The organism is Brevundimonas sp. (assembly GCF_032017145.1).
Lineage (GTDB): Bacteria > Pseudomonadota > Alphaproteobacteria > Caulobacterales > Caulobacteraceae > Brevundimonas.
Window position 1 is genome coordinate 37,090 of record NZ_DALZQC010000007.1, and the last position, 19,074, is coordinate 56,163.

Below are 19,074 nucleotides of genomic sequence, written 5' to 3' on the forward strand. Positions count from 1 at the left end.
CCTCCTTATCGATGCCTCAGGGACGCAGGGAAAGCGCCACGCGTCAACGCAGACCGGCGGGGATTAGCCGGCAGCGTCGTTGAGCCGCAGTGCGTGATCGGCTCTGATCTCGCAATCCGCGAAGCGGACCAGAGGCACTCATGAAGGTCATTGTCTGCGGCGCGGGCCAAGTCGGCACGACGATTGCTCGGCACCTGTCGACCGAAGGTATGAACGTCACGGTCATCGATCTGGATGAGGACCAGATCAGGCGTGTGGATGAGAGCTATGATGTCCGGGGCGTCGTGGGGCACGCCTCTCATCCCCACGTCTTGGCTAACGCCGGCGCGCGCGACGCCGACATGCTGATCGCCGTCACTCAGTCCGACGAAGTCAACATGGTCGCCTGCCAGGTCGCCTATTCCCTCTTCGGCGTCAAACGCCGGATCGCCCGTCTACGCCACGCCGGATACCTCGCCCAGGACAAGGCCGGCCTCTACGCCGCCGAACACCTGCCGATCGACGTCATCATCTCTCCCGAAATCCAGGTCGCCGAAGGGATCAGTCACCGCCTGCGCGCGCCTGGCGCCTTCGACATGGTCCCCATGGCGGGCAACCGGGTCGAGTTGCTGGGCATCCATGTGGACACGGGGGGCTGCGCGATCCTCGACCGGCGTCTGGCCGACTGGCAGGATGGCGAGGCCAGCCAACCCATGTCCATCGTAGCCATCATGAGGGACGGCCGGTCCTTCGTCCCCGACCGCGATGATCGCCTGCAGATCGGAGACGACGTCTATGTCATCGCCCCCACGGCGCGCGTAAGCGAGGTGATGGCGCTCTTTGGCCATCGGGACAAGATCGCCAGGCAGATCGTGATCGTCGGCGCGGGCAATGTGGGTGTTCACCTGGCTCAGAAGCTGCGGCGCGCATCGCGCCGCATCTCGATCACCCTGATCGAACAGAACAAAGCCCGGGCCGAAGCCGTGGCGCGCGAACTCGGCTCGGGTATCATTGTCTTGCAGGGGGATGCCCTGGATCGCGACCTCCTGGACGAGGCTCAAGTCGGCCGGGCCGAGACCGTCGTCGCGGTCACTAATGATGACGAAACGAACATCTTCGTGTCGGTCCTGGCCAAACAGGCTGGCTGTAGGCGCGCTATCACCCTCGTCAACAAACGCACCTACGAGGGCCTGATCCCCACTCTCGGCATCGACGCCGTGGTGAGCCCCAGCGCCGTCACAATCTCGTCGGTGCTGCGGCATGTGCGCAGGGGGTCGATTACGGCCCTCTACACGCTTCGCGAGGATTTCGGGGAGGTTATTGAGGCTGATATCACCGCGGCGTCGAGGCTGCTGCGCGCGCCGTTGGGAATGCTGGGCCTGCCGCCCGGGATGCGGATCGGCGCGGTCGTCCGAGACGGCGTCGCCTTCGTGCCGAACGACGACACCCAACTGCAGGAAGGCGATCAGGTGATCGCCCTTGTCACTTACAGCTATCTCCGACTGGCGGAGGCCTGGCTCGGGGCCGAGCAGGGACGCAAGCGGTGATGGCCGGCACACGACCGGTGAAGTCGGAGTCTTTCTGGGGCCTGGCTCCGGTGGTCCACGTCATCGGCCTGGTTCTGCTGGCGACAGCCGGGATGATGCTGTTTCCCCTGATCGTCGACCTGGCTTACGGAAACGCCGACTGGACGGCGTTCGCCTGGTCTGCAGGCGTCGCCGCGGTCATCGGCGCCGCCGCCACGGTCTCAAGCCGGGGCGCCCTGCGGGCAGGCCTGACCGTTCGCCAGGCCTTTCTGCTCACCCCCCTGACATGGTTCAGCGTCGCCACCGTCAGCGCCGCGCCATTTTTCCTGTCGGACTTTGGCAGTGTCAGCGGCAGCCTGCCTGACGCTGTGTTCGAGGCCGTCTCCGGCATCACGACCACGGGCGCCACTGTCATCTCGGATCTGGAGCGCGCGCCTCCCGGCCTGCTCCTCTGGCGGGCGTTGCTCCAATGGATGGGTGGCATCGGCATCATCGCAACCGCCATCGCCATTCTGCCCACGCTTGGAATCGGGGGCATGCAGCTATTCCGTACAGAGTCTTCCGATCGCTCCGAGAAGGCCATGCCGCGCGTCAAGCAAATCGCGGCGACGCTCAGTCTCGTCTATCTCGGGCTGACGGTAGTCGCCTTCCTTGTCTACTGGGTCCTCGGGATGGGTCCGTTCGACGCTCTGGCCCATGCCCTGACATCCATCGCCACCGGCGGGTTCTCGACGTCCGACCGATCTTTCGGCGCCTGGAGCGAGAACGGCATCCAGTGGTTCGGGGCGCTCTTCATGCTGGCGGGGGCCGTCCCTTTCGTCCTGTATGTGCGTTTCATTGCCGGAGATCGTAGAGCCTTCTTCGATCGTCAGGTTCGGACGCTGCTGATCGTCGTTGCCGCCGTGACCGCCGGCCTCGGCGGGTGGCTGGCGGCCTCGGGCCAGTTCGGCCTCGAGGCGGCGTTCCGGCATGCCGCCTTCAACGTGGTCTCCGTGGTCACCACCACCGGGTATGCGACAACGGATTACCAGCTCTGGGGCAACGCTGCCGTGGGCCTGTTCTTCGGGCTGATGTTCGTTGGCGGGTGCACGGGATCGACCTCAGGCGGCATCAAGATCTTCCGTTTCGAGGTCATGGCGGTGATGCTGAAGGACCATTTCGATCGTTTGATACATCCTAGAGGAGTGTTTCCGCGCTCCTATGCCGGACGGCCCCTCGCCGATGATGTCGTGGGATCGGTCGTCGCCTTCGTTTCCGTCTTCTTCGTCTCCTACGCGGTCCTCACTATCGCCCTCATGGCGATCGGGCTGGACTTCCTCACCAGCGCCAGCGGCGCCGCGACGGCGCTCTCTAATGTCGGGCCGGGTCTGGGGACCATCATCGGCCCGGCCGGCACCTTTGCGCCTCTGCCGGCAGAGGCGAAGTGGCTTCTGTCGTTTGGCATGCTGCTCGGGCGGCTGGAACTTTTCACCATCCTGGTTCTCTTCTTTCCTCGGTTCTGGAAGCGCTGAGCCACGAGGTTGCCGGCCGCCGCAGTACAGCCATCCGCCACAGACAGGAACGGATCGTCGCGGAGACATGCAAGTGTGGGACTCGGTCGCTCATGGACGTTGAGGGCGCCGCCTGACGGCTAGCGGCCATGGTGACCGTTTGTCGCGGGTGAGACGATCGGCGCTGCGACACGACAGCTCCACTAGGGATCAACCGCAGCTTGGGCTCGTTCAGAGCAATCCAAGTAAGGAGCGCCTATGGGACAGATGATCGATGGACGGTGGCGCGCGGGAGAGGCCACCGAAGCCAGCAAGGGCGGCGACTTCAAGCGCCAGGACAGCGGATTTCGCGACTGGATCACGGCGAAAGGCGAGCCGGGTCCTGATGGCCAGCCGGCAGTCTGCGCCGAAGTCGGCCGTTTCCACCTCTATGTCAGCCATGCCTGTCCCTGGGCCCATCGCACCCTGATCGTCCGCGCGCTCAAACAGCTTGAACCGCTGCTCCCGGTTTCCGTGGTCCATCCCCTGATGCGTGACGACGGATGGACGTTCCAGGCGGGGGAAGATGCCACCGGCGATCTGGAAAACGGTCTCGACTTCCTCTGGCAGCTCTATGCCAAGGCGCGCCCCGACTATTCCGGCAAGGTGACCGTTCCCGTCCTCTGGGACCGGAAGGACAGCAGGATCGTCAACAATGAATCGTCAGAGATCATCCGCATCTTCAACCGGGCCTTCGACGATCTCGGCGCCACGAGTTTGGATCTCTCCCCCCCGGACCTGATTGATGAGATCGATCAGGTGAACGCGAGGGTCTACGAGGCCGTAAACAACGGTGTCTACAAGGCGGGGTTCGCGACGACGCAGCTGGCGTATGAGTCCGCCGTGTTTCCGCTGTTCGATGCCCTCGATGAGCTGGAAGCGCGCCTGAACACTTCAGAATGGCTGGTTGGGGACCGAATGACCGAGGCCGATATCCGTCTCTTCACCACCCTGATCCGGTTCGACGCCGTCTATTCCACTCACTTCAAATGCAACCTGCGGCGGATCGCGGACTACCCCGCTCTGTCGGCGTTTCTCCAGCGCATGATGGACATCCCGGCGATCGCCGGCACGGTCCACTTTGCACCGATCAAGACGCACTATTACGCCAGCCATCTGGATCTCAACCCGTCAGGGATCGTCCCGGCCGGACCGATCCCTGCGTGGGGTCGTCGCTGACAGTCCAGAAGACGTGTCGCCCGCCTTCGCGCGAGTACCGCCTAGGGCCTGGGCGGCGGCGTCTCGATCGTCTCAGTCGCCGCCTTGTGGGCCGCCCTGTCCGCGCCGACGAAAGTGGCCCAGTCCGAATCCCCGGGAGGCGACGGAAGGCCGTTGATGATGTGATCGCTGGGATTGGGGTCGACGCCGCGGCCCTGGCGGTGGATGTGCGCCTTGGCGATCATATTGGCCGACACGGGGGCGGTCAGGAACAGGAAAAGGGCGATCAGCAGTTCGTGCGCCGAAAAGTCCCCGCCCCGGGCCGGGAAATAGATCATGGAGGCGATCAGGCACGCCCCGACGCCCAGGGTGGTGGCCTTGGTCGGTCCATGCAGCCGGGTCATGACCGAGGGCAGCTTGGCCAGGCCCCAGGACCCGACCAGGGTGAAGGCCCCGCCGACCACCAGCAGCAGCGAGATCGCGATTTCGGCGAACAGGTTCATTCGACGATGTCCCCGCGCAGCAGGAATTTGCAGTAGGCGACGGTGCCCACGAACCCGACCATGGCCAGCAGCAGCGCCGCCTCGAAATAAGCCGAGGTCGCATAGGCGATGCCGAACAACACGATCAGGGCGATGGCGTTGATCGTCAGGGTGTCGACCGCCAGGATCCGGTCCGCCGACAGCGGTCCTCGCCACAGCCGGAACAGGTTCAGCAGGATCGACAGGCTGACGCAGAAGAAGGCGAAGCCCAGCGCCATGGGCAGGAGGGTTCCGGTCATATGAACACCTTCAACAGACGATCCTCATAGCGGCGTTTCATGCGGGTGACCTCCGCCTCCGGATCGGACACGTCCAGGGCATGAACCAACAGAAAACGGCCGCAGCCGGAGATGTCGCTGGAGACCGTGCCGGGGGTCAGACTGATGGTGGCCGCCAGCGTCGTGATCGCCTCCGGCGAGCGCAGCTCAAGCGGGATCACCAGCCACTGGGCGCGCAGGTCGCGGTTGCGTCGCGTCAGGATGACCCAGGCGACGTGGAAATTGGCGATGACGATGTCGAACAGGACGATGCCGATGTAACCGATCAGGGCGCGGCCGAAACGCACCTTAGGCTGATCAGGCCAGAAACGGCTGATGGACAGCGGCACCAGCACCCCGAACACCAGGGCCAGGAACAGGGCCCCGAAGGTGAAGGCGTTGACCAGCAACATCCAGACCACGACGAGCATCGCGCTCAGGCCGGGATGAGGGAAGAGGCGGCGGATCATCGGCGACCTCCGGACTGGGGACCCAGGACGGCCTCGATATACTGCGCCGGCGCGAACAGCTGCGCCGCAGCGGCCGCAGTATAGCGGGTCACCGGCCCCGCCACCACCGTCAGACCGGCGAGCGTCAGCAACAGGGCGGCGGCCGCCCCTACGCCCCCGCGCGTGCCGCGCAGGGTCCGCAGCTCGATCTCGCCCTCGACCGCCGCGCTCTTCCAGAAGATCAGGCTGCCAGCCCGGGCGAAGGCCACCACGCCGAGAACGGTGGTGATCAGGATCACGCCCCAGATCCAGGCGGCCTGCGGCGCGGCCCGCACGCCGTCCAGCACCAGCAGCTTGCCCACGAAGCCCGACAGCGGCGGCAGGCCGACGGCGGCGATGGCGGCCAGGAAGAACAGGCCCGACAGGATCTCGATCTGGCGGAAGCGGGGGGCCAGGGTGAGGGAGTCGCCGTGCTGGGCGCGTCGCTGCGCGATCAGGTCGACGATCAGGAACAGCGCCGCCCCCGCCAGGGTTGAATGCAGGAGGTAGTAGAGCGCCGGCCCCATGGCCTGGACGGTGAAGACCGAGACGGCGCACAGCGCCGTTCCCATCGAGCCGACTACGGCCCAGGCGGCCAGATCGCGCAGGCCGCGCGCCGCGAACATCCCCAGGAACCCGATGACGATGGTCACGAGCGCGGCCGGCAGCAGCCAGGGGCCGACGAGGAACGCCAGTCCGCCCGCGTCCTCGCCGAAGATCAGCGTGCTGGTGCGGATGATGGAATAGGCCCCGACCTTGGTCATGATGGCGAACAGGGCCGCAACCGCCCCCGTCGTCGCCGCATAGGTGCCGGGCAGCCAGAAATGCAGCGGCACCAGCGCGGCCTTCAGCGCGAAAACCGTCGTCAGCAGCAGGCCGGCGGCGGCGATCAGTCCCTGATCCCCCGCCGGCGCCGCAGCCACCCGCACCGCCATATCGGCCATGTTGAGCGTGCCCGTGACCCCGTACAGCAGGCCGACGGCGACGAGGAACAGGGTGGATCCGACCAGGTTGATGATCACATAATGGACCCCCGCCTTCAGCCTCTGCCCGCCCTGGCCGTGCAGCATCAGGCCGTAGGAGGCGATCAGCAGGACCTCGAAGAAGACGAACAGGTTGAACAGGTCGCCCGTCAGGAAGGCCCCGTTCAGGCCAAGAAGCTGGAACTGGAACAGGGGGTGGAAATGCCACCCCTTGCGGTCCGTACCGGTGCTGATGGCATAGACCATGACAATCAGGGCCAGGACCGCGGTTAGCAGCAGCATCATCGCCGACAGGCGGTCGAGCACCAGGACGATGCCGAAGGGTGCGCGCCAGTTGCCCAGGGCATAGCTCTGGACCGTGCCGCCACTCGCCTGGTGCACCAGCACGGCGGCCACGACAATCAGGATCAGGCAGGATCCGATGGAGGCCAGTCGCGACAGGGTCAGGCGATGGCGCAGCAGCAGGACCATCGCGGCGCCCACGACGGCGGGCAGGAGGAGGCTGGCGACCACCCACCAGGAGACGATCAGGTTCATTGGTCGCCCTCCGCATCCGGGCGGCCATCGACGCGGTCGACGCCCGTCTCCAGGAAGCTACGCAGGGCCAGGACGACGACGAAGGCCGTCATGCCGAAGGCGATGACGATGGCGGTCAGGACGAGGGCCTGGGGCAGGGGATCGGTGTAGCTGTCCGCCGCCTTGTCGTAGAGCGGCGGCCGGTCGATCACCAGCCGCCCCATGGCGAACAGGAACACGTTGATCGCATAGGACAGGAAGGCCAGGCCGAGCACGACGGGGAAGGTCCGTCGCCGCAGGACCAGATAGACGCCCGCCGCCGTCAGGACGGCGATGGCCGAGGCGATCAGGAACTCCAGGCTGATCATTGGTCCGCCTCCGTCGAGGCAGGGTGCGGCGTCGCGCGGGACGGGTCGATGTCCATCGCCGCATCGGCGGGCAGGGGCCCCTGCTTCTCCGCGCTTTGGGCGACCTGCGACAGCTGGGCCAAGGCCAGGATCACCGCGCCGATGACCGTCAGCGCCACGCCGATGTCGAACAGCATGGCAGTGGCGAGCTCGAACGCGCCGATCACGGGCAGGCTGAAATAGTCGAAGGCGGTGGTCATGAAGGGGGCCCCGAACAGCAGCGAGCCCAGGCCGGTCGCGGCCGCGATCAGCACGCCCAGGCCGATCAGGGTGTGGTGGTCCGCGCGCAGCCGCTGGGCCGCGAACTGATAGCCGGAGGCCATGTACTGCATCAGGATGGCGATGGAGATGACCAGGCCCGCGATGAAGCCGCCGCCCGGCTGGTTGTGGCCGCGCAGGAAGATGTACAGGCCCACCATCACGGCCAGAGGCAGCAGCAGGCGAGTGGCGACCACCAGCATCATCGGGTGGTGCTCGGGCGAGCGCGGGGTGTCGGGCGCCCAGGCCAGGATCCGGCGTCCACTGGCCCCCGTCCCTACGGTTTCCAGCAGGGCGAAGATGGCCAGGGCGGCGATGCCCAGGACGATGATCTCGCCGAAGGTGTCGAAGCCCCGGAAATCGACCAGGATGACGTTGACGACATTGGTGCCGCCCCCGCCCGAATAGGCGTTCTCCCAGAAATAGGCGGAGATGCTGTCCAGGGGCCGGGTCATGACGGCCCAGGCCGCGCCGCCCACCCCCAGACCTGACAGCACGGCCAGTCCGCCGTCGCGCAGGCGACGCGGCAGGCCGCTCTCGCGCGGGCTGGTCTTGGGCAGCAGGTTCAGCGCCAGCAGCATGAGCAGGATGGTGACGACCTCGACCGAGATCTGCGTCAGGGCCAAGTCCGGCGCGGACAGGTGCACGAAGCCCAGCGAGATCACCAGCCCGACGATGCCGATATAGATCAGCGACAGGTAGCGCGCGCGGTGATGGAGCAGCACCAGAACCGTCGCCGTGATCAGGGCGCCCCAGGCGATGATCGCCATCGGCGAGGCCGGAGTCGTCGGCCGGTCGCCGGCGACGAACTCGAAACCGGAAAAGCTCGCGAACCCGACCACGAGGGCTGCGCCGATGAACATGGCGATGTAGCGTTCCAGCGACCCGTTCTGGGTGCGGTCGGTGAAGGCCGTCGCCGCCCGGCTTGCCGCACCGAGCCCCCGATCGAACAGGGCCTTGGCATCGGGCAGCACCAGACGATGCCAGACGGCGGCGATCGGTCGATGCGCGCTGAGGATCACCAGCCCCAGCCCGATGGCCGCGACGCTCATGAACAGGGCGGGGGTCACCCCATGCCAGAGCGACAGGGAGTAGTAGGGGGTGTCGCCCCCGATGACGGCCCGCGAAACCGCCTCGACCAGCGGCCCGGCGACGACGGCGGGGAAAAGGCCAATGGCGACGACCAGGCCGACCAGAACGGCGGGCGGGCCCCACAGGCCGATGCCCGGATCATGCGGCGTCTTCGGATAGTCGGTGCGTGTCTTCCCGAAATAGACATGGACGATATAGCGGAACGAATAGGCCACCGAGAAGGTCGCCCCAAGGGTCGCCAGGGCCGGCACCAACCAGGGCTGGCTCCACCAAACGGTATGGGAGGCCTCCTCCAGCATCATCTCCTTGGAGATGAAGCCGTTCAGCGGCGGGATGCCCGCCATTGACAGGGCGGCGACGACCGCCAGGGTGGCGGCGATCGGCATCAGGGTCGCCAGACCGCCCAGCCGCTTGATGTCGCGCGTGCCCGCCTCATGGTCAACGATGCCTGCGTTCATGAACAGGGCGGCCTTGAACGTGGCGTGGTTGAGGATGTGGAACACCCCCACCACCGCCGCCATCGGCGTGCCGAAGCCGAACAGCATGGTCAGGAAGCCCAGGTGGCTGATGGTCGAATAGGCCAGCAGTCCCTTCAGGTCGTCCTTGAACAGGGCCACGACGGCGGCGAACACCATGGTCACGAGACCCGTCGTCGCCACCAGGTAGAACCATTCATCCGTGCCCGACAGGACCGGCCACAGCCGCGCCAGCATGAAGATGCCGGCCTTCACCATGGTGGCGGAATGCAGATAGGCGCTGACCGGCGTCGGGGCGGCCATGGCGTGGGGCAGCCAGAAATGGAACGGGAACTGGGCCGATTTGGTGAAGCAGCCGCCGAGGATCAGCAGCAGAGCTGGGAGGTACAGGGGCGAGGCCTGGATCGCCTCGCGGTTCTGCAAGATGACGGTCAGATCGTAGGAGCCGGCGATGTTGCCCAGGATCAGCAGCCCGCCGATCAGCGACAGCCCGCCCGCGCCCGTGACCGCCAGCGCCATCCGCGCCCCTTGACGACCTTCGGGCAGATGCCGCCAGAAGCCGATCAGCAGGAAGGACGACAGACTGGTCAGCTCCCAGAAGATCAGCAGCAGCAGGACGTTGTCCGACAGGACGATGCCCATCATCGCCCCCTGGAACAGCAGCAGATAGACGAAGAACCGCCCCATCGGATCGGCCTTGGCCAGGTAGAACCGGGCGTAGACGATGACCAGCAGGCCGATACCCAGGATCATCCCCGCGAACATCAGGCCGAGCGCGTCGAGGAACAGGGTGAGGTTCAGCCCCAGCAGCGGAATCCAATCGATCCGGACCTGCACCACCTCGCCCGCCAGCACGGCCGGGGCGAGCGAGCCGAGGATCACCAGCGCCGCCAGCGTGACCGTCCCGGCCGCCACGGCGCTGGCATTGCGACCCGCGCGAATGGCCAGGGCCGGTGCGAGGGCGCCGATCAGAGGCAACAGGGCAAGCACAAACAGCAAGGATTGCCCTCTCGTGGCGGCTTAGATCGTGGTGGAAAGCAGGCGATGAATGGGCGTCGCAACGACCTTAGCCGATCCGTTGGAGGGCTGGCCACTCTGAGAACCTTATAAATGAACCGTTCTCGTGTCCGACAACACCTATGAGCAATGATCCGGCCTGACACCCAGATTGATGCAAAGACCCGCCGCCTGCTCGATGAGTTTGGGCGCGGTACGCGATACGGTGACGGATTTCATCCCGATGCGAAGCTGGGTTCGACGCCTATCCGGCGCCGCTGCCCACGATCGAGAGATCCAGTTTGCCATCCGCGCGGGTTCAGTTCGGCGCGGGTTTCTGAAGGGGCTTTGGCTGGAGCGAGGCTGCGTGTTAGGCAGGTCGTCGGTCCGAGGACTATTGGCGGAGAAGCAATTTCCCCGATGTCTCGTTGGGGCGGGTAGCCGACATCGTCCAGACCTGAACGAAACAGGTTTGATGAGGTTATGTCGGGAAGCTGATGAGGAGAGCATCTAACTCGGCTTGCAAACCCAGCCGTTCTCCATGCAGGATTCCACTTGTCTGACACTGCAACCCTCAAAACTTATCTCGACAAGCTCGACGGCCTGCCCACACGGCTTCGCGAAGGTTTGTTGAGCGTGGCCGCAGCCTGTCGCGAAATTGACCGGCGGATTGAGATGGCATCGTTCACGGGACACATGGGTGCCCTCGACCAATCAAATATCCAAGGCGAAACCCAGAAGGCGTTGGACGTCATTGCGAACGACCTCTTCCTGCTTGGCTGCGGAGAATCCACCGCATTCGCGGGCCTCGCGTCCGAGGAAATGGATGTCCACTGGGCACGAAAAGACCGCACGGACTCTCCTTATCTGCTGGTGTTCGACCCCCTGGATGGCTCAAGCAACATCGAAATTTCCGCACCAGTCGGATCAATCTTTTCCATCCTGCCACGATCCAAGGAACACGTTGGCGGACCCGTGCAGGAGCAGGAGTTTCTGCAACCCGGTATCCGGCAGGTGGCCGCCGGTTACGCGCTGTATGGGGCTCAGACGCTACTGGTTTTTAGTCGGGGCTCGGGCGTGGTGGGATTCACCCTGGACCGCCTAGAAGGTGTGTGGCGACGCTCCCATGCAGAGATGAGGGTTCCGCAACGAAGCAATGAATACGCTATCAACGCAGCAAATCGCAGGCACTGGGAGCCTGGTGTCCGCTCCTATGTCGATGCCTGCGAAGCTGGTGCGTCAGGACCGTTGGGAGCAGATCGGAACATGCGCTGGAGCGGCGCGATGGTGGCAGATGTTCACCGCATCCTTATTCGAGGAGGCATCTTTATCTATCCCGCAGACCGCAGGCCGGGACACGCTAATGGCAAGCTACGGCTCTTGTATGAGTGCTCGCCTGCTGGTTGGCTGATTGAACAAGCGGGAGGGCGATCAACGGATGGTCGGACGGCGATCACCGCGATTGAACCCTCGACGCTCCATCAGCGGGTCTCGGTCGCCTTGGGTTCGACGGAGGACGTCACAGCCTTCGAGGCTTTCTTCGGAGCCCAGCAATGACCGCGCTGCCGCGAACTTTCGCCGAGGGACGCGCGCGCTATGAAGAGTGGCTGTTGAAATGCCTGAGAACCGGTGTCTGCCTATATTGCGGCGATCCCGCTTCGGCGCACGATGTGGAACCCACACAAGCACTGTTTCCCGTTATTTATCGCGTCGCGCAGCAGCACGCGGTGACGCCAGATGTTCCGATCTGCGCGGAATGCCACCGGGCTACAAGCGGCACAGTCATGACTACAGCTGGCCAGAAGCGCGGCGTCGCTATGCATCGGAACTTTGGACGGCATCGTGTCAGCCCCACAAGTTGGAGCATTTGGGCTATGGACTGAGGACAGTGGTCAGCAGCGGGACGCACCAGAAGACCCCACAGTTGAAACGCCTACGCTGGCCTCGATAGATGGGGCCCGACATTGCGGCCTCGGCTCAAGAACGGACAGGGCGAGGGTCTGCTAGGGGTGGAAAAGCAGACGTTTGCGCACAGTAGCTTTAGACGCCCCAAGCTCAGCATCGCCAATGTAAGACCCACCTACAGCGCTCGAATATCCTGCTGGATACGCATCTCTCTGGCGGTGCGGGTAACTCCCACGATGGTCGCCGACGCCGCACCCCTCCAGTCGCCGTAGCCGATGAGCCAGAGACGTAGGTTGCTGGATCGATCGTTTGCCTTCCGCCGCAACCCGTCCATCCGCTTCTACGACGCTGAGGACGGCGAGATGGTCCAGGGCGGGGCGAAAGTCGGTGCACCAGATGATCGCGTCTATGGTTTCTGTCGCCCCGTCGAACCACGTCACTCCGAGCGCATGCATGGCCGTAAACGGGCGTCTGCTCTGAGGACGCCTCGTGCCCGCGCGGCCCGCACGCCGGGAATGGCGACGATGTCGCCAAGACCGCCAATCGGAGCTTCGACGGCGCGACCCTCCAGTTGCGCTTTCCAGCGGTCGGTGGCGCGTTGGAACAGGACGCGACCGTCCGCATCGGCGGGCAGGAACAGCGGCTCGGTGGTCGTCACCCAGGTCGCATCGGCCACCAGAGAAACGTAAGCCATGATCTGGGCGCCGGAGTTTCCACCCCCGACGACTAGGACCCGTTAGCCGGTGGACACTTCTGGCGAACGATACTGCGCCGAGTGGGTCTGCAGGCCCGCGAACTGCGTCCGCCCGGGATACTCGGGGATGAGGGGATGGCTCCACGTCCCGGTGGCGCTGACGACCATTTTCGACCTGCGCGGCCCACGGTCTGTGACGACCTCCAGGCCCCCATCTATCGCATTGACGGCAAGCCTTGACGGGGCGTTCGACCGCAACTGATACCGTGGCTCGTAGGCGCTCAGATATTCGATGACGTCGTCGCGCGTGGGAAAGTCGACGCCAGGCTTGGGAGGCATCGGCCAGCATGGAAGCAAACTCCAGCCACTGGGCGAAAAGAGCTGGAGCGAATCCCATCCGTGGTTTCAAGGCTCCCCCAGGCTTCTCGCCAGCGTCCAGCACTTCATACCGAAGGCCCGCGCGGCGCAGATAGTAGGCGGTCGCCGGACCGGCCTGTCCGCCTCCGATGACGATGACATCCAGGTCGGCGTTCGGATCGTTCGTCATTTGATGTGTCCGTCCCGTGAGGCCTCAGTGACGACCACACCTGAATGTGCGACCGCATCATGTTGGCTACGGCGACGGCGCCGTTGGCCGTATCGCAATCGCCGAAAGGTCGGTGCGCAGATCGATTGTGGCTGCCGCAGATTTCCGCTCGGAATACCTGTCGACTAGTTCAGCGGCGTAGGGCCGCGTCAGCACGGTGAACCGGACAAGCTCCTCCATCACGTCGACGATCCGGTCATAGTAGCTGGACGGCCTCATACGCCCGCTATCGTCAAACTCCTGATACGCCTTTGCGACGCTGGACTGGTTCGGGATTGTAATCATCCGCATCCACCGGCCTAGCAGACGCAGGGTATTCACCGCGTTGAAGCTCTGCGAGCCACCAGACACCTGCATGACCGCCAATGTCCGACCTTGCGTGGGTCGCACGCCGCCGATGCTCAGCGGCAGGTGATCGATCTGCAGCTTCATTAGGCCTGAGACCTGCCCGTGCCGTTCCGGGCTGCACCAGACCATGCCCTCCGACCAGAAGGCATGTTCTCGTAGCTCCTTGACCGCCGGATGATCTTCGTCACCGGGGGAGCCGGGCAGGGGCAGGTCCGAGGGGTCGAAGATGCGGATGTCGCAGCCCATGAACTTGAGCAAGCGCGCTGCTTCCTCGACGCAAAGCCGGGAGTAGGAACGCTGACGCAGCGATCCGTAGAGGAGCAGGATGCGGGGCGGACGATGGCTCAGACCAAGGGCGGACGCCGGTGTCCTTGAGAGATGGTCGGGGTCTAGGGCGGGCAGATCGTCCGGGTCAGTTAACACGCGCAAGCGATCCATCAGCACACATCCTTCGTCGGAGCCGTCGCAGGGAAGAACCGGCGACCCAGCCACAGGGCGACAGACACCAGCAGGATCAGCACCGGCACCTCGACAAGCGGTCCGATGACAGCTGCAAACGCGACCGGCGAGGCCAGTCCGAAAGCTGCAATCGCCACGGCTATGGCGAGTTCAAAGTTGTTCGAGGCGGCAGTGAACGCCAGCGCGGTGGTGCGCGGGTAGTCGGCGTCGATCAGCCTACCCATCAGGAAGCTGACCACGAACATGACGAGGAAGTAGATGGTCAGAGGGATCGCGATGCGCAGCGCGTCGAGCGGCAGGTCCACCACGTCCCCGCCCTTCAGGCTGAACATGGCGACGATGGTGAACAGCAGGGCGATTAGGGTGATTGCGCCGATGCGCGGCAGGAAGCGGCGCTCATACCAGTCGGCCCCCTTGCGCGCGATCAGCACGCGGCGCGTGAGGAACCCGCCGAGGAAGGGCAAGCCGAGATAAACCAGGACGGCCCCCGCGATGGTCCAAAAACTGACGTCGACGACGCTGCCTTGCAGCCTCAGCACCGGCGGCAGGAAGGACAGAAAAAACCACGCGTAAGCGCTGAAGAAGACGATCTGGAAGATGGAGTTGAAGGCCACCAGCCCCGCGACATACTGGTTGTCACCTCTCGCAAGCTGGTTCCAGACCAGCACCATGGCGATGCACCGGGCCAGCCCGATCAGGATCACGCCGGTCATGTATTCCGGTTGGTCGCGGAGGAAAATCACGGCCAGCGCGAACATCAGCACCGGGCCGAGGACCCAGTTCTGGAACAGCGACAGCGCCAGCACCCGCTTGTCGGCGAAAACGCGCGGCAGTTCCTCGTATTTCACCTTCGCCAGCGGCGGATACATCATCAGGATCAGCCCGATGGCGATGGGGATGTTTGACGATCCCACCGACAGACTGTCCAGCCACCCGGGCAGGCCGGGAACCACGGTGCCCAGCAGCACCCCCAGCCCCATGGCCACGAAGATCCAGAGCGTCAGCCAACGGTCCAGGAAGGACAGCCGACGCGGCTCGTTGTCATAGGCGACGGGGGTATCAACCATCAGCGGACCCTTCGCCCTGTCTGGTCGATGACGACCTCTCCGTCTTCCTTGATGGAGGGCTTGAGCCCCTCAGCAGGGAGAAGGTCCAGCACTGCCTCTGACGGACGACACAGACGGACGCCGAGCGGTGAGACCACGAGGGGCCGGTTCAGCAGGATCGGGTGCGCTTCTATGGCGTCAAGGAGTTGTTCGTCGGTGATCGCGTCGTTGCCGAGGCCGAGGTCCGCATATGGGGTTCCCTTCTCGCGTAGCAGCGTCCGAAGCGATTGACCCGTCCGCGCCGCCAACTCAGCGACCATCGCCCGCGATGGCGCAGTCTTCAGATATTCGATGACGTGCGGCTCGATCCCGGCGTGACGGATCAGGGCCAGGGTGTTGCGCGAGGTCCCGCAAGCGGGGTTGTGATAGATGACGATGTCCATGGGGGCTCAGGGGCAGCAGGGCAGGAGTTCGGCCAGCAAGGGCCCGCACTTGACCGCCTCGCCGCCGCAGCAATCGGCTACGAGGAACAAGACCAGATCTCTGAGACGATCAATGTCTGGGGCGAAGTAGATTTCTCGGCCTTTGCGCTGGGACGACACCAGACCCGCATCCGACAATATGCGAAGATGGGACGACATGGTGCTGGCGGGCTGTCCGAACTCCTGCGCGATGCTCCCGGCTCTAAGGCCGTCGGGAGCGTGTCTGATCAGCAACCGGAGAACCTCCAACCGCCGGGGATGACCCAGAGCTGAGAAGCATCTGACAGCGAGCTCGTTGTCCATCTTTCGTTATTACGGGAATAATCGAAGCGTGACAATCTGCGTCTTCGAAAAGTCTCCTTTGGGTCGATTTTGCGATAAAGGCATCGCGCCTGAAAGCGGACTTCAGCACACGGAATGTCGTGTTCTGGGCGGAGTCTCCGTGACCGCTCAGGGTGGTATGTGGACCTCGGTATCAAATGCTCGGAATGTGCCCCCCGCCGATGATGGGGCCGACGGCTCTCAGATAATCCGTAGCAACCCTGCCAATCTGATCTCGATAACGAGTGTCAACGAGCGGCGCGGCGCTCCCGATCACCCAGCGCTCGACGTGCCTGGGGCGGGCATGGACCTTCAGTTGCCGCACACACAGTCGAGACGCGAGGAGGGCCGCTTCAGATCGAGGCAGACCGCGAAGAAAGGGGTCTTGACCGACATCGTCGCTGCGTCGCCGAAAGAGCTTCCGCAGCACCGGCATGAGCGAAGGTCGGAGGTGTATGGCGATCACCCCCTCTGCGCTGAGGCGCTGAAACAGATCGGCGACGTCAGCGGTCGACAGGCGTCGTGACGCTTCGCTGTCCAGAATGACCACGTCGTAAGTCGCTTCTCCCCCGCTCAAGGTTCCCGTGTCGAGGTCCAGCCGTTGAACGACGGTGGGACTACTGCGATCGGCCAGCGCAACGTGGCTGTCAGGTCGAACGGTCTTCGCGAGCTCAGAAATCGTTGCGATCAGAGCCTGAAAGCGCCTTGTGGAGGTCTCGCTGATCGCGGTCATCAGTGGGCTGCCGAACCGGAGGGAAGATGGTCCTTGTCGTGTTTGCCGACGCGGTCGATCAACGTCCGCCCTGCTTCGTTCATCCCGATGAGATCGACCTGCGCCCCTTGGCGGCGGTAGCGGAAGACCACCTTGTCGACCGCAGCGACACCCGTGAGGTCCCAAAGGTGCGCGTCGGTCATATCGATCTCAACCCGGGTCGGATGGCCGTGGTGTTCGAAGGCTGCTGCGAAAAAGTCAGCCGAGGCGAAGAAGAGCTGACCGGTCACCCGGTAGCGCAGCACACCGTCCTGTTCGGTCTCGATCTCTTGGACGACGACGGTCTTGCCGACCTTCCGCATGAAGAAGACGGCGGAGAGGATGACGCCCAGAACGACGCCCTTGGACAGGTCGTGGGTGACCACCACCGTTGCCGTCGTAGCGATCATAACGATCGACGACTGGATCGGAGTCGATCTCAGCTTCAGCACCGAACCCCAGTCGAAGGTCCCGACCGAAACCATGATCATCACCGCCACCAGCGCCGCCATGGGAATCCGGGCGACCCAGTCCTGAAGCACAAGGATCAGGAACAGCAGGAATAGGCCGGCCCACAGGGTCGAAAGCCGCCCCCGCGCGCCCGAGGTCACGTTGATGATCGACTGGCCGATCATGGCGCAGCCGGCCATGCCGCCGAACAGGGATGAGGCGATGTTGGCGATGCCCTGACCGCGCGTCTCCCGGTCCTTGTCGGACGGAGTGTCAGTGATGTCGTCGATCAGGTTGGCCGTCAGCAGGCTTTCCAGCAGCCCGACGAAGGCTAGAGTGGCTGAGATCGGGGCGATGATCATCAGCGTCTCCCAGGTCAGGGGCACGGAGGGGATATGGAATATCGGTAGCGTCGATGGCATCTGGCCCATGTCGCCCACGGTGCGGACGTCGAGCCCGGTCCAGATGACGAACCCGCTCAGCAGCACGATGGCGACAATAGGCGAGGGCACGACATTGGTCAGGCGCGGCAGTCCGTAAATGATCACCAGGGCCGCGCCGACAAGGGCGAAGGTCTGCCAGTTGGACCCTATCAGTTCGGGCATCTGGGCCAGGAAGATCAGGATGGCCAGCGAGTTGACGAAGCCGGTCATGACGCTGCGCGATACGAACTTTATGTAGCGGCCCAGCTTGAACAGGCCGACGATGATCTGGAACAAGCCGCAAAGCAGCGAGGCGGCGAACAAATATTCCAGTCCGTGGTCCCGGACGAGGGTGACCATCAGGAGCGCCATGGCACCCGTGGCGGCCGAGATCATCGCCGGACGTCCGCCCACGAAGGCGATGGTCACGGCGATCACAAAGCTGGCGTAGAGGCCAACGGCGGGATCCACGCCGGCGATGATGGAGAAGGCGATGGCTTCCGGAATCAGCGCCAAAGCCACGACGGTGCCTGCGAGTAGATCGCGACGTGGGTTGGCGAGCCACTGCTGGCGCGCCGAAGATATGAGGGTCATTTATCAGTCTGTCGGTTGAACGGCTCGCGCGCGGCGATGCTTCGTTCTCGTTTCCCGAGGGATCGGCGCCCGGGGTAGCCACCCGTCTCCGGGTCCTGATGACGACTGCGCAGATGCAGCAAATCGTTGTGGAAGGCAACCGGCTCTGCGCTTCGGTTGCGCCAGCATACAACCTGATGATCTTCGCGAAGAGTGGAGCTAGCCCTAGATTAAACGCCGAAAAACAGCCCTTGGCTCCTTCTCTGAAGGTCGTGTTTCGGGTCGTCAGTGAATGACAGGTTCTGGTGCATTGATGATATTGGCCGAGCGTTGAGATGACGGTATCGTCTCGTAAGGATTGGCTAGGAGTCGGTATTCATCTTAGTGATTTGAGGCGGTGCTGGATCACGAGGGCTGCGCCTAAAAGAACCGGTATTGTCATGCGTCTATCGATAGACAGCGACATCACTCGAATTTTATCTCGGGCAAATTCCTCTTTGTTTTCATAAGTCGCCCTTCGACGACGGTAATGCTGACGGCATGAGCGTGAGCACGCTAAAAAGGCGCTGATAAATCAGCGCCTTCTGAGCAATCGAACCATCGAGTGGGAGTGAGGGGCGGCGGGCATGCGGGAGCGGCTCTGGCGAGAGGTTTTCGTTGATCACAGGGCGACATTAGCGGTCGGGTTCGAACGGGGCGATCCTGTAGCCCTACGGTGGTAGAGGGCGGCAGAGAGGCTCGACCTTTCGAGCGTTCTTAAGATCCGCTTCTGGCGGATTTCGTTGAAAAAGGCGGCCTCCGGCAATTGGCATGAGGCCGCCGCGCTGATT

Annotated in this window: 19 protein-coding genes, 1 pseudogene and 1 other annotated feature; of the genes and pseudogenes, 5 read left to right on the top strand and 15 right to left on the bottom strand. The window is 64.0% G+C overall.

All coding sequences use genetic code 11. From position 1 onward, the window contains the following. Positions 1-140: 140 nt before the first annotated feature. The 3 genes from trkA (at position 141) to RTU05_RS02355 (ending at position 4,213) form a co-directional block, all read left to right on the top strand. The gene (trkA, locus tag RTU05_RS02345) at positions 141-1,526 is read left to right on the top strand and encodes a Trk system potassium transporter TrkA (RefSeq protein WP_291535285.1); all 1,386 of its coding nucleotides are present in this window, start codon (positions 141-143) and stop codon (positions 1,524-1,526) included. After that, positions 1,526-3,016 carry a TrkH family potassium uptake protein gene (locus RTU05_RS02350; RefSeq protein ID WP_291535283.1) on the top strand — a complete coding sequence of 497 codons (1,491 nt, stop codon included), beginning with the start codon at positions 1,526-1,528 and terminating at the stop codon, positions 3,014-3,016. The genes trkA and RTU05_RS02350 overlap by 1 nt, the downstream gene beginning before the upstream one ends. Positions 3,017-3,253: 237 nt before the next feature. Continuing rightward, entirely contained in the window at positions 3,254-4,213 is a 960-nt protein-coding gene (locus RTU05_RS02355) for a glutathione S-transferase family protein (RefSeq protein WP_291535281.1), read from the top strand. Between the two features lie 41 nt (positions 4,214-4,254). Here the strand turns inward: RTU05_RS02355 and RTU05_RS02360 are convergent, their stop codons facing one another. Genes RTU05_RS02360 through RTU05_RS02385 form a run of 6 tightly spaced genes read right to left on the bottom strand, consistent with a single transcriptional unit; the run spans position 4,255 to position 10,201 of the window. Further along, a complete protein-coding gene (locus RTU05_RS02360; RefSeq protein ID WP_291535280.1) occupies positions 4,255-4,695 on the bottom strand; it encodes a Na+/H+ antiporter subunit G in 441 nt (146 codons plus the stop codon). Next, positions 4,692-4,973 carry a K+/H+ antiporter subunit F gene (locus RTU05_RS02365; protein ID WP_291535279.1) on the bottom strand — a complete coding sequence of 94 codons (282 nt, stop codon included), beginning with the start codon at positions 4,971-4,973 and terminating at the stop codon, positions 4,692-4,694. The genes RTU05_RS02360 and RTU05_RS02365 overlap by 4 nt, the downstream gene beginning before the upstream one ends. Continuing rightward, positions 4,970-5,461: a Na+/H+ antiporter subunit E gene (locus tag RTU05_RS02370; RefSeq protein ID WP_291535277.1), complete on the bottom strand. Its 492-nt coding sequence runs from the start codon at positions 5,459-5,461 to the stop codon at positions 4,970-4,972. Before RTU05_RS02370 ends, RTU05_RS02365 begins: the two co-directional genes overlap by 4 nt. Continuing rightward, positions 5,458-6,999: a monovalent cation/H+ antiporter subunit D gene (locus RTU05_RS02375; RefSeq protein WP_291535276.1), complete on the bottom strand. Its 1,542-nt coding sequence runs from the start codon at positions 6,997-6,999 to the stop codon at positions 5,458-5,460. Before RTU05_RS02375 ends, RTU05_RS02370 begins: the two co-directional genes overlap by 4 nt. Beyond that, positions 6,996-7,337: a Na+/H+ antiporter subunit C gene (locus tag RTU05_RS02380; RefSeq protein ID WP_409411586.1), complete on the bottom strand. Its 342-nt coding sequence runs from the start codon at positions 7,335-7,337 to the stop codon at positions 6,996-6,998. The genes RTU05_RS02375 and RTU05_RS02380 overlap by 4 nt, the downstream gene beginning before the upstream one ends. A gap of 5 nt (positions 7,338-7,342) precedes the next feature. After that, a complete protein-coding gene (locus RTU05_RS02385; RefSeq protein ID WP_291535401.1) occupies positions 7,343-10,201 on the bottom strand; it encodes a monovalent cation/H+ antiporter subunit A in 2,859 nt (952 codons plus the stop codon). A gap of 561 nt (positions 10,202-10,762) precedes the next feature. On the opposite strand from RTU05_RS02385, the gene RTU05_RS02390 reads away from it, so the two are divergent. After that, positions 10,763-11,764 (top strand): class 1 fructose-bisphosphatase, encoded by a 1,002-nt coding sequence (locus tag RTU05_RS02390; RefSeq protein WP_291535272.1) that lies wholly within the window; start codon positions 10,763-10,765, stop codon positions 11,762-11,764. Further along, entirely contained in the window at positions 11,761-12,090 is a 330-nt protein-coding gene (locus RTU05_RS02395) for a hypothetical protein (RefSeq protein WP_291535271.1), read from the top strand. Before RTU05_RS02390 ends, RTU05_RS02395 begins: the two co-directional genes overlap by 4 nt. Positions 12,091-12,548: 458 nt before the next feature. On the opposite strand, the gene RTU05_RS02400 is transcribed toward RTU05_RS02395, so the two are convergent. The 9 genes and pseudogenes from RTU05_RS02400 to RTU05_RS02435 all read right to left on the bottom strand — a co-directional run bounded on the left by RTU05_RS02400 (position 12,549) and on the right by RTU05_RS02435 (position 18,265). Further along, positions 12,549-12,806, bottom strand: coding sequence for a hypothetical protein (locus RTU05_RS02400; protein WP_291535270.1), 258 nt, complete (start codon positions 12,804-12,806; stop codon positions 12,549-12,551). A 42-nt stretch (positions 12,807-12,848) separates the two neighbouring features. Then, a complete protein-coding gene (locus RTU05_RS02405) occupies positions 12,849-13,145 on the bottom strand; it encodes an NAD(P)-binding domain-containing protein (protein WP_312595367.1) in 297 nt (98 codons plus the stop codon). Next, a pseudogene (locus RTU05_RS18265) lies at positions 13,057-13,353 on the bottom strand (FAD-dependent oxidoreductase); the annotation flags it as partial. The gene RTU05_RS02405 and the pseudogene RTU05_RS18265, both read right to left, overlap by 89 nt. 66 nt (positions 13,354-13,419) lie before the next feature. Continuing rightward, positions 13,420-14,178 carry an arsenical resistance protein ArsH gene (arsH, locus tag RTU05_RS02410; RefSeq protein ID WP_291535269.1) on the bottom strand — a complete coding sequence of 253 codons (759 nt, stop codon included), beginning with the start codon at positions 14,176-14,178 and terminating at the stop codon, positions 13,420-13,422. After that, a complete protein-coding gene (arsB, locus tag RTU05_RS02415; RefSeq protein ID WP_291535268.1) occupies positions 14,178-15,266 on the bottom strand; it encodes an ACR3 family arsenite efflux transporter in 1,089 nt (362 codons plus the stop codon). Before arsB ends, arsH begins: the two co-directional genes overlap by 1 nt. Continuing rightward, positions 15,266-15,688 (bottom strand): arsenate reductase (glutaredoxin), encoded by a 423-nt coding sequence (arsC, locus tag RTU05_RS02420; protein ID WP_291535267.1) that lies wholly within the window; start codon positions 15,686-15,688, stop codon positions 15,266-15,268. The genes arsB and arsC overlap by 1 nt, the downstream gene beginning before the upstream one ends. Positions 15,689-15,694: 6 nt before the next feature. Beyond that, positions 15,695-16,030 carry a helix-turn-helix transcriptional regulator gene (locus RTU05_RS02425; protein ID WP_291535266.1) on the bottom strand — a complete coding sequence of 112 codons (336 nt, stop codon included), beginning with the start codon at positions 16,028-16,030 and terminating at the stop codon, positions 15,695-15,697. 172 nt (positions 16,031-16,202) lie between these two features. Next, positions 16,203-16,781, bottom strand: a complete 579-nt coding sequence (locus RTU05_RS02430) for a hypothetical protein (RefSeq protein WP_291535265.1) — start codon at positions 16,779-16,781, stop codon at positions 16,203-16,205. Next, positions 16,781-18,265, bottom strand: coding sequence for a SulP family inorganic anion transporter (locus RTU05_RS02435; protein ID WP_291535263.1), 1,485 nt, complete (start codon positions 18,263-18,265; stop codon positions 16,781-16,783). The genes RTU05_RS02430 and RTU05_RS02435 overlap by 1 nt, the downstream gene beginning before the upstream one ends. A gap of 48 nt (positions 18,266-18,313) precedes the next feature. Next, positions 18,314-18,364: a sequence feature (sul1 is cis-regulatory element that is thought to sense ions involved in sulfur or methionine metabolism; They are found in Alphaproteobacteria), on the bottom strand. Positions 18,365-19,074: the final 710 nt, after the last annotated feature.

Excerpts from the sequence above, each read along its gene's own strand:
- trkA (WP_291535285.1), top strand. The coding sequence starts at position 141 with ATGAAGGTCATTGTCTGCGGCGCGGGCCAAGTCGGCACGACGATTGCT.
- RTU05_RS02350 (WP_291535283.1), top strand. The coding sequence starts at position 1,526 with ATGGCCGGCACACGACCGGTGAAGTCGGAGTCTTTCTGGGGCCTGGCT.
- RTU05_RS02355 (WP_291535281.1), top strand. The coding sequence starts at position 3,254 with ATGGGACAGATGATCGATGGACGGTGGCGCGCGGGAGAGGCCACCGAA.
- RTU05_RS02360 (WP_291535280.1), bottom strand. The coding sequence starts at position 4,695 with ATGAACCTGTTCGCCGAAATCGCGATCTCGCTGCTGCTGGTGGTCGGC.
- RTU05_RS02365 (WP_291535279.1), bottom strand. The coding sequence starts at position 4,973 with ATGACCGGAACCCTCCTGCCCATGGCGCTGGGCTTCGCCTTCTTCTGC.
- RTU05_RS02370 (WP_291535277.1), bottom strand. The coding sequence starts at position 5,461 with ATGATCCGCCGCCTCTTCCCTCATCCCGGCCTGAGCGCGATGCTCGTC.
- RTU05_RS02375 (WP_291535276.1), bottom strand. The coding sequence starts at position 6,999 with ATGAACCTGATCGTCTCCTGGTGGGTGGTCGCCAGCCTCCTCCTGCCC.
- RTU05_RS02395 (WP_291535271.1), top strand. The coding sequence starts at position 11,761 with ATGACCGCGCTGCCGCGAACTTTCGCCGAGGGACGCGCGCGCTATGAA.
- RTU05_RS02400 (WP_291535270.1), bottom strand. The coding sequence starts at position 12,806 with ATGGCTTACGTTTCTCTGGTGGCCGATGCGACCTGGGTGACGACCACC.
- RTU05_RS02405 (WP_312595367.1), bottom strand. The coding sequence starts at position 13,145 with ATGCCTCCCAAGCCTGGCGTCGACTTTCCCACGCGCGACGACGTCATC.
- arsH (WP_291535269.1), bottom strand. The coding sequence starts at position 14,178 with ATGGATCGCTTGCGCGTGTTAACTGACCCGGACGATCTGCCCGCCCTA.
- arsB (WP_291535268.1), bottom strand. The coding sequence starts at position 15,266 with ATGGTTGATACCCCCGTCGCCTATGACAACGAGCCGCGTCGGCTGTCC.
- arsC (WP_291535267.1), bottom strand. The coding sequence starts at position 15,688 with ATGGACATCGTCATCTATCACAACCCCGCTTGCGGGACCTCGCGCAAC.
- RTU05_RS02425 (WP_291535266.1), bottom strand. The coding sequence starts at position 16,030 with ATGGACAACGAGCTCGCTGTCAGATGCTTCTCAGCTCTGGGTCATCCC.
- RTU05_RS02430 (WP_291535265.1), bottom strand. The coding sequence starts at position 16,781 with ATGACCGCGATCAGCGAGACCTCCACAAGGCGCTTTCAGGCTCTGATC.
- RTU05_RS02435 (WP_291535263.1), bottom strand. The coding sequence starts at position 18,265 with ATGACCCTCATATCTTCGGCGCGCCAGCAGTGGCTCGCCAACCCACGT.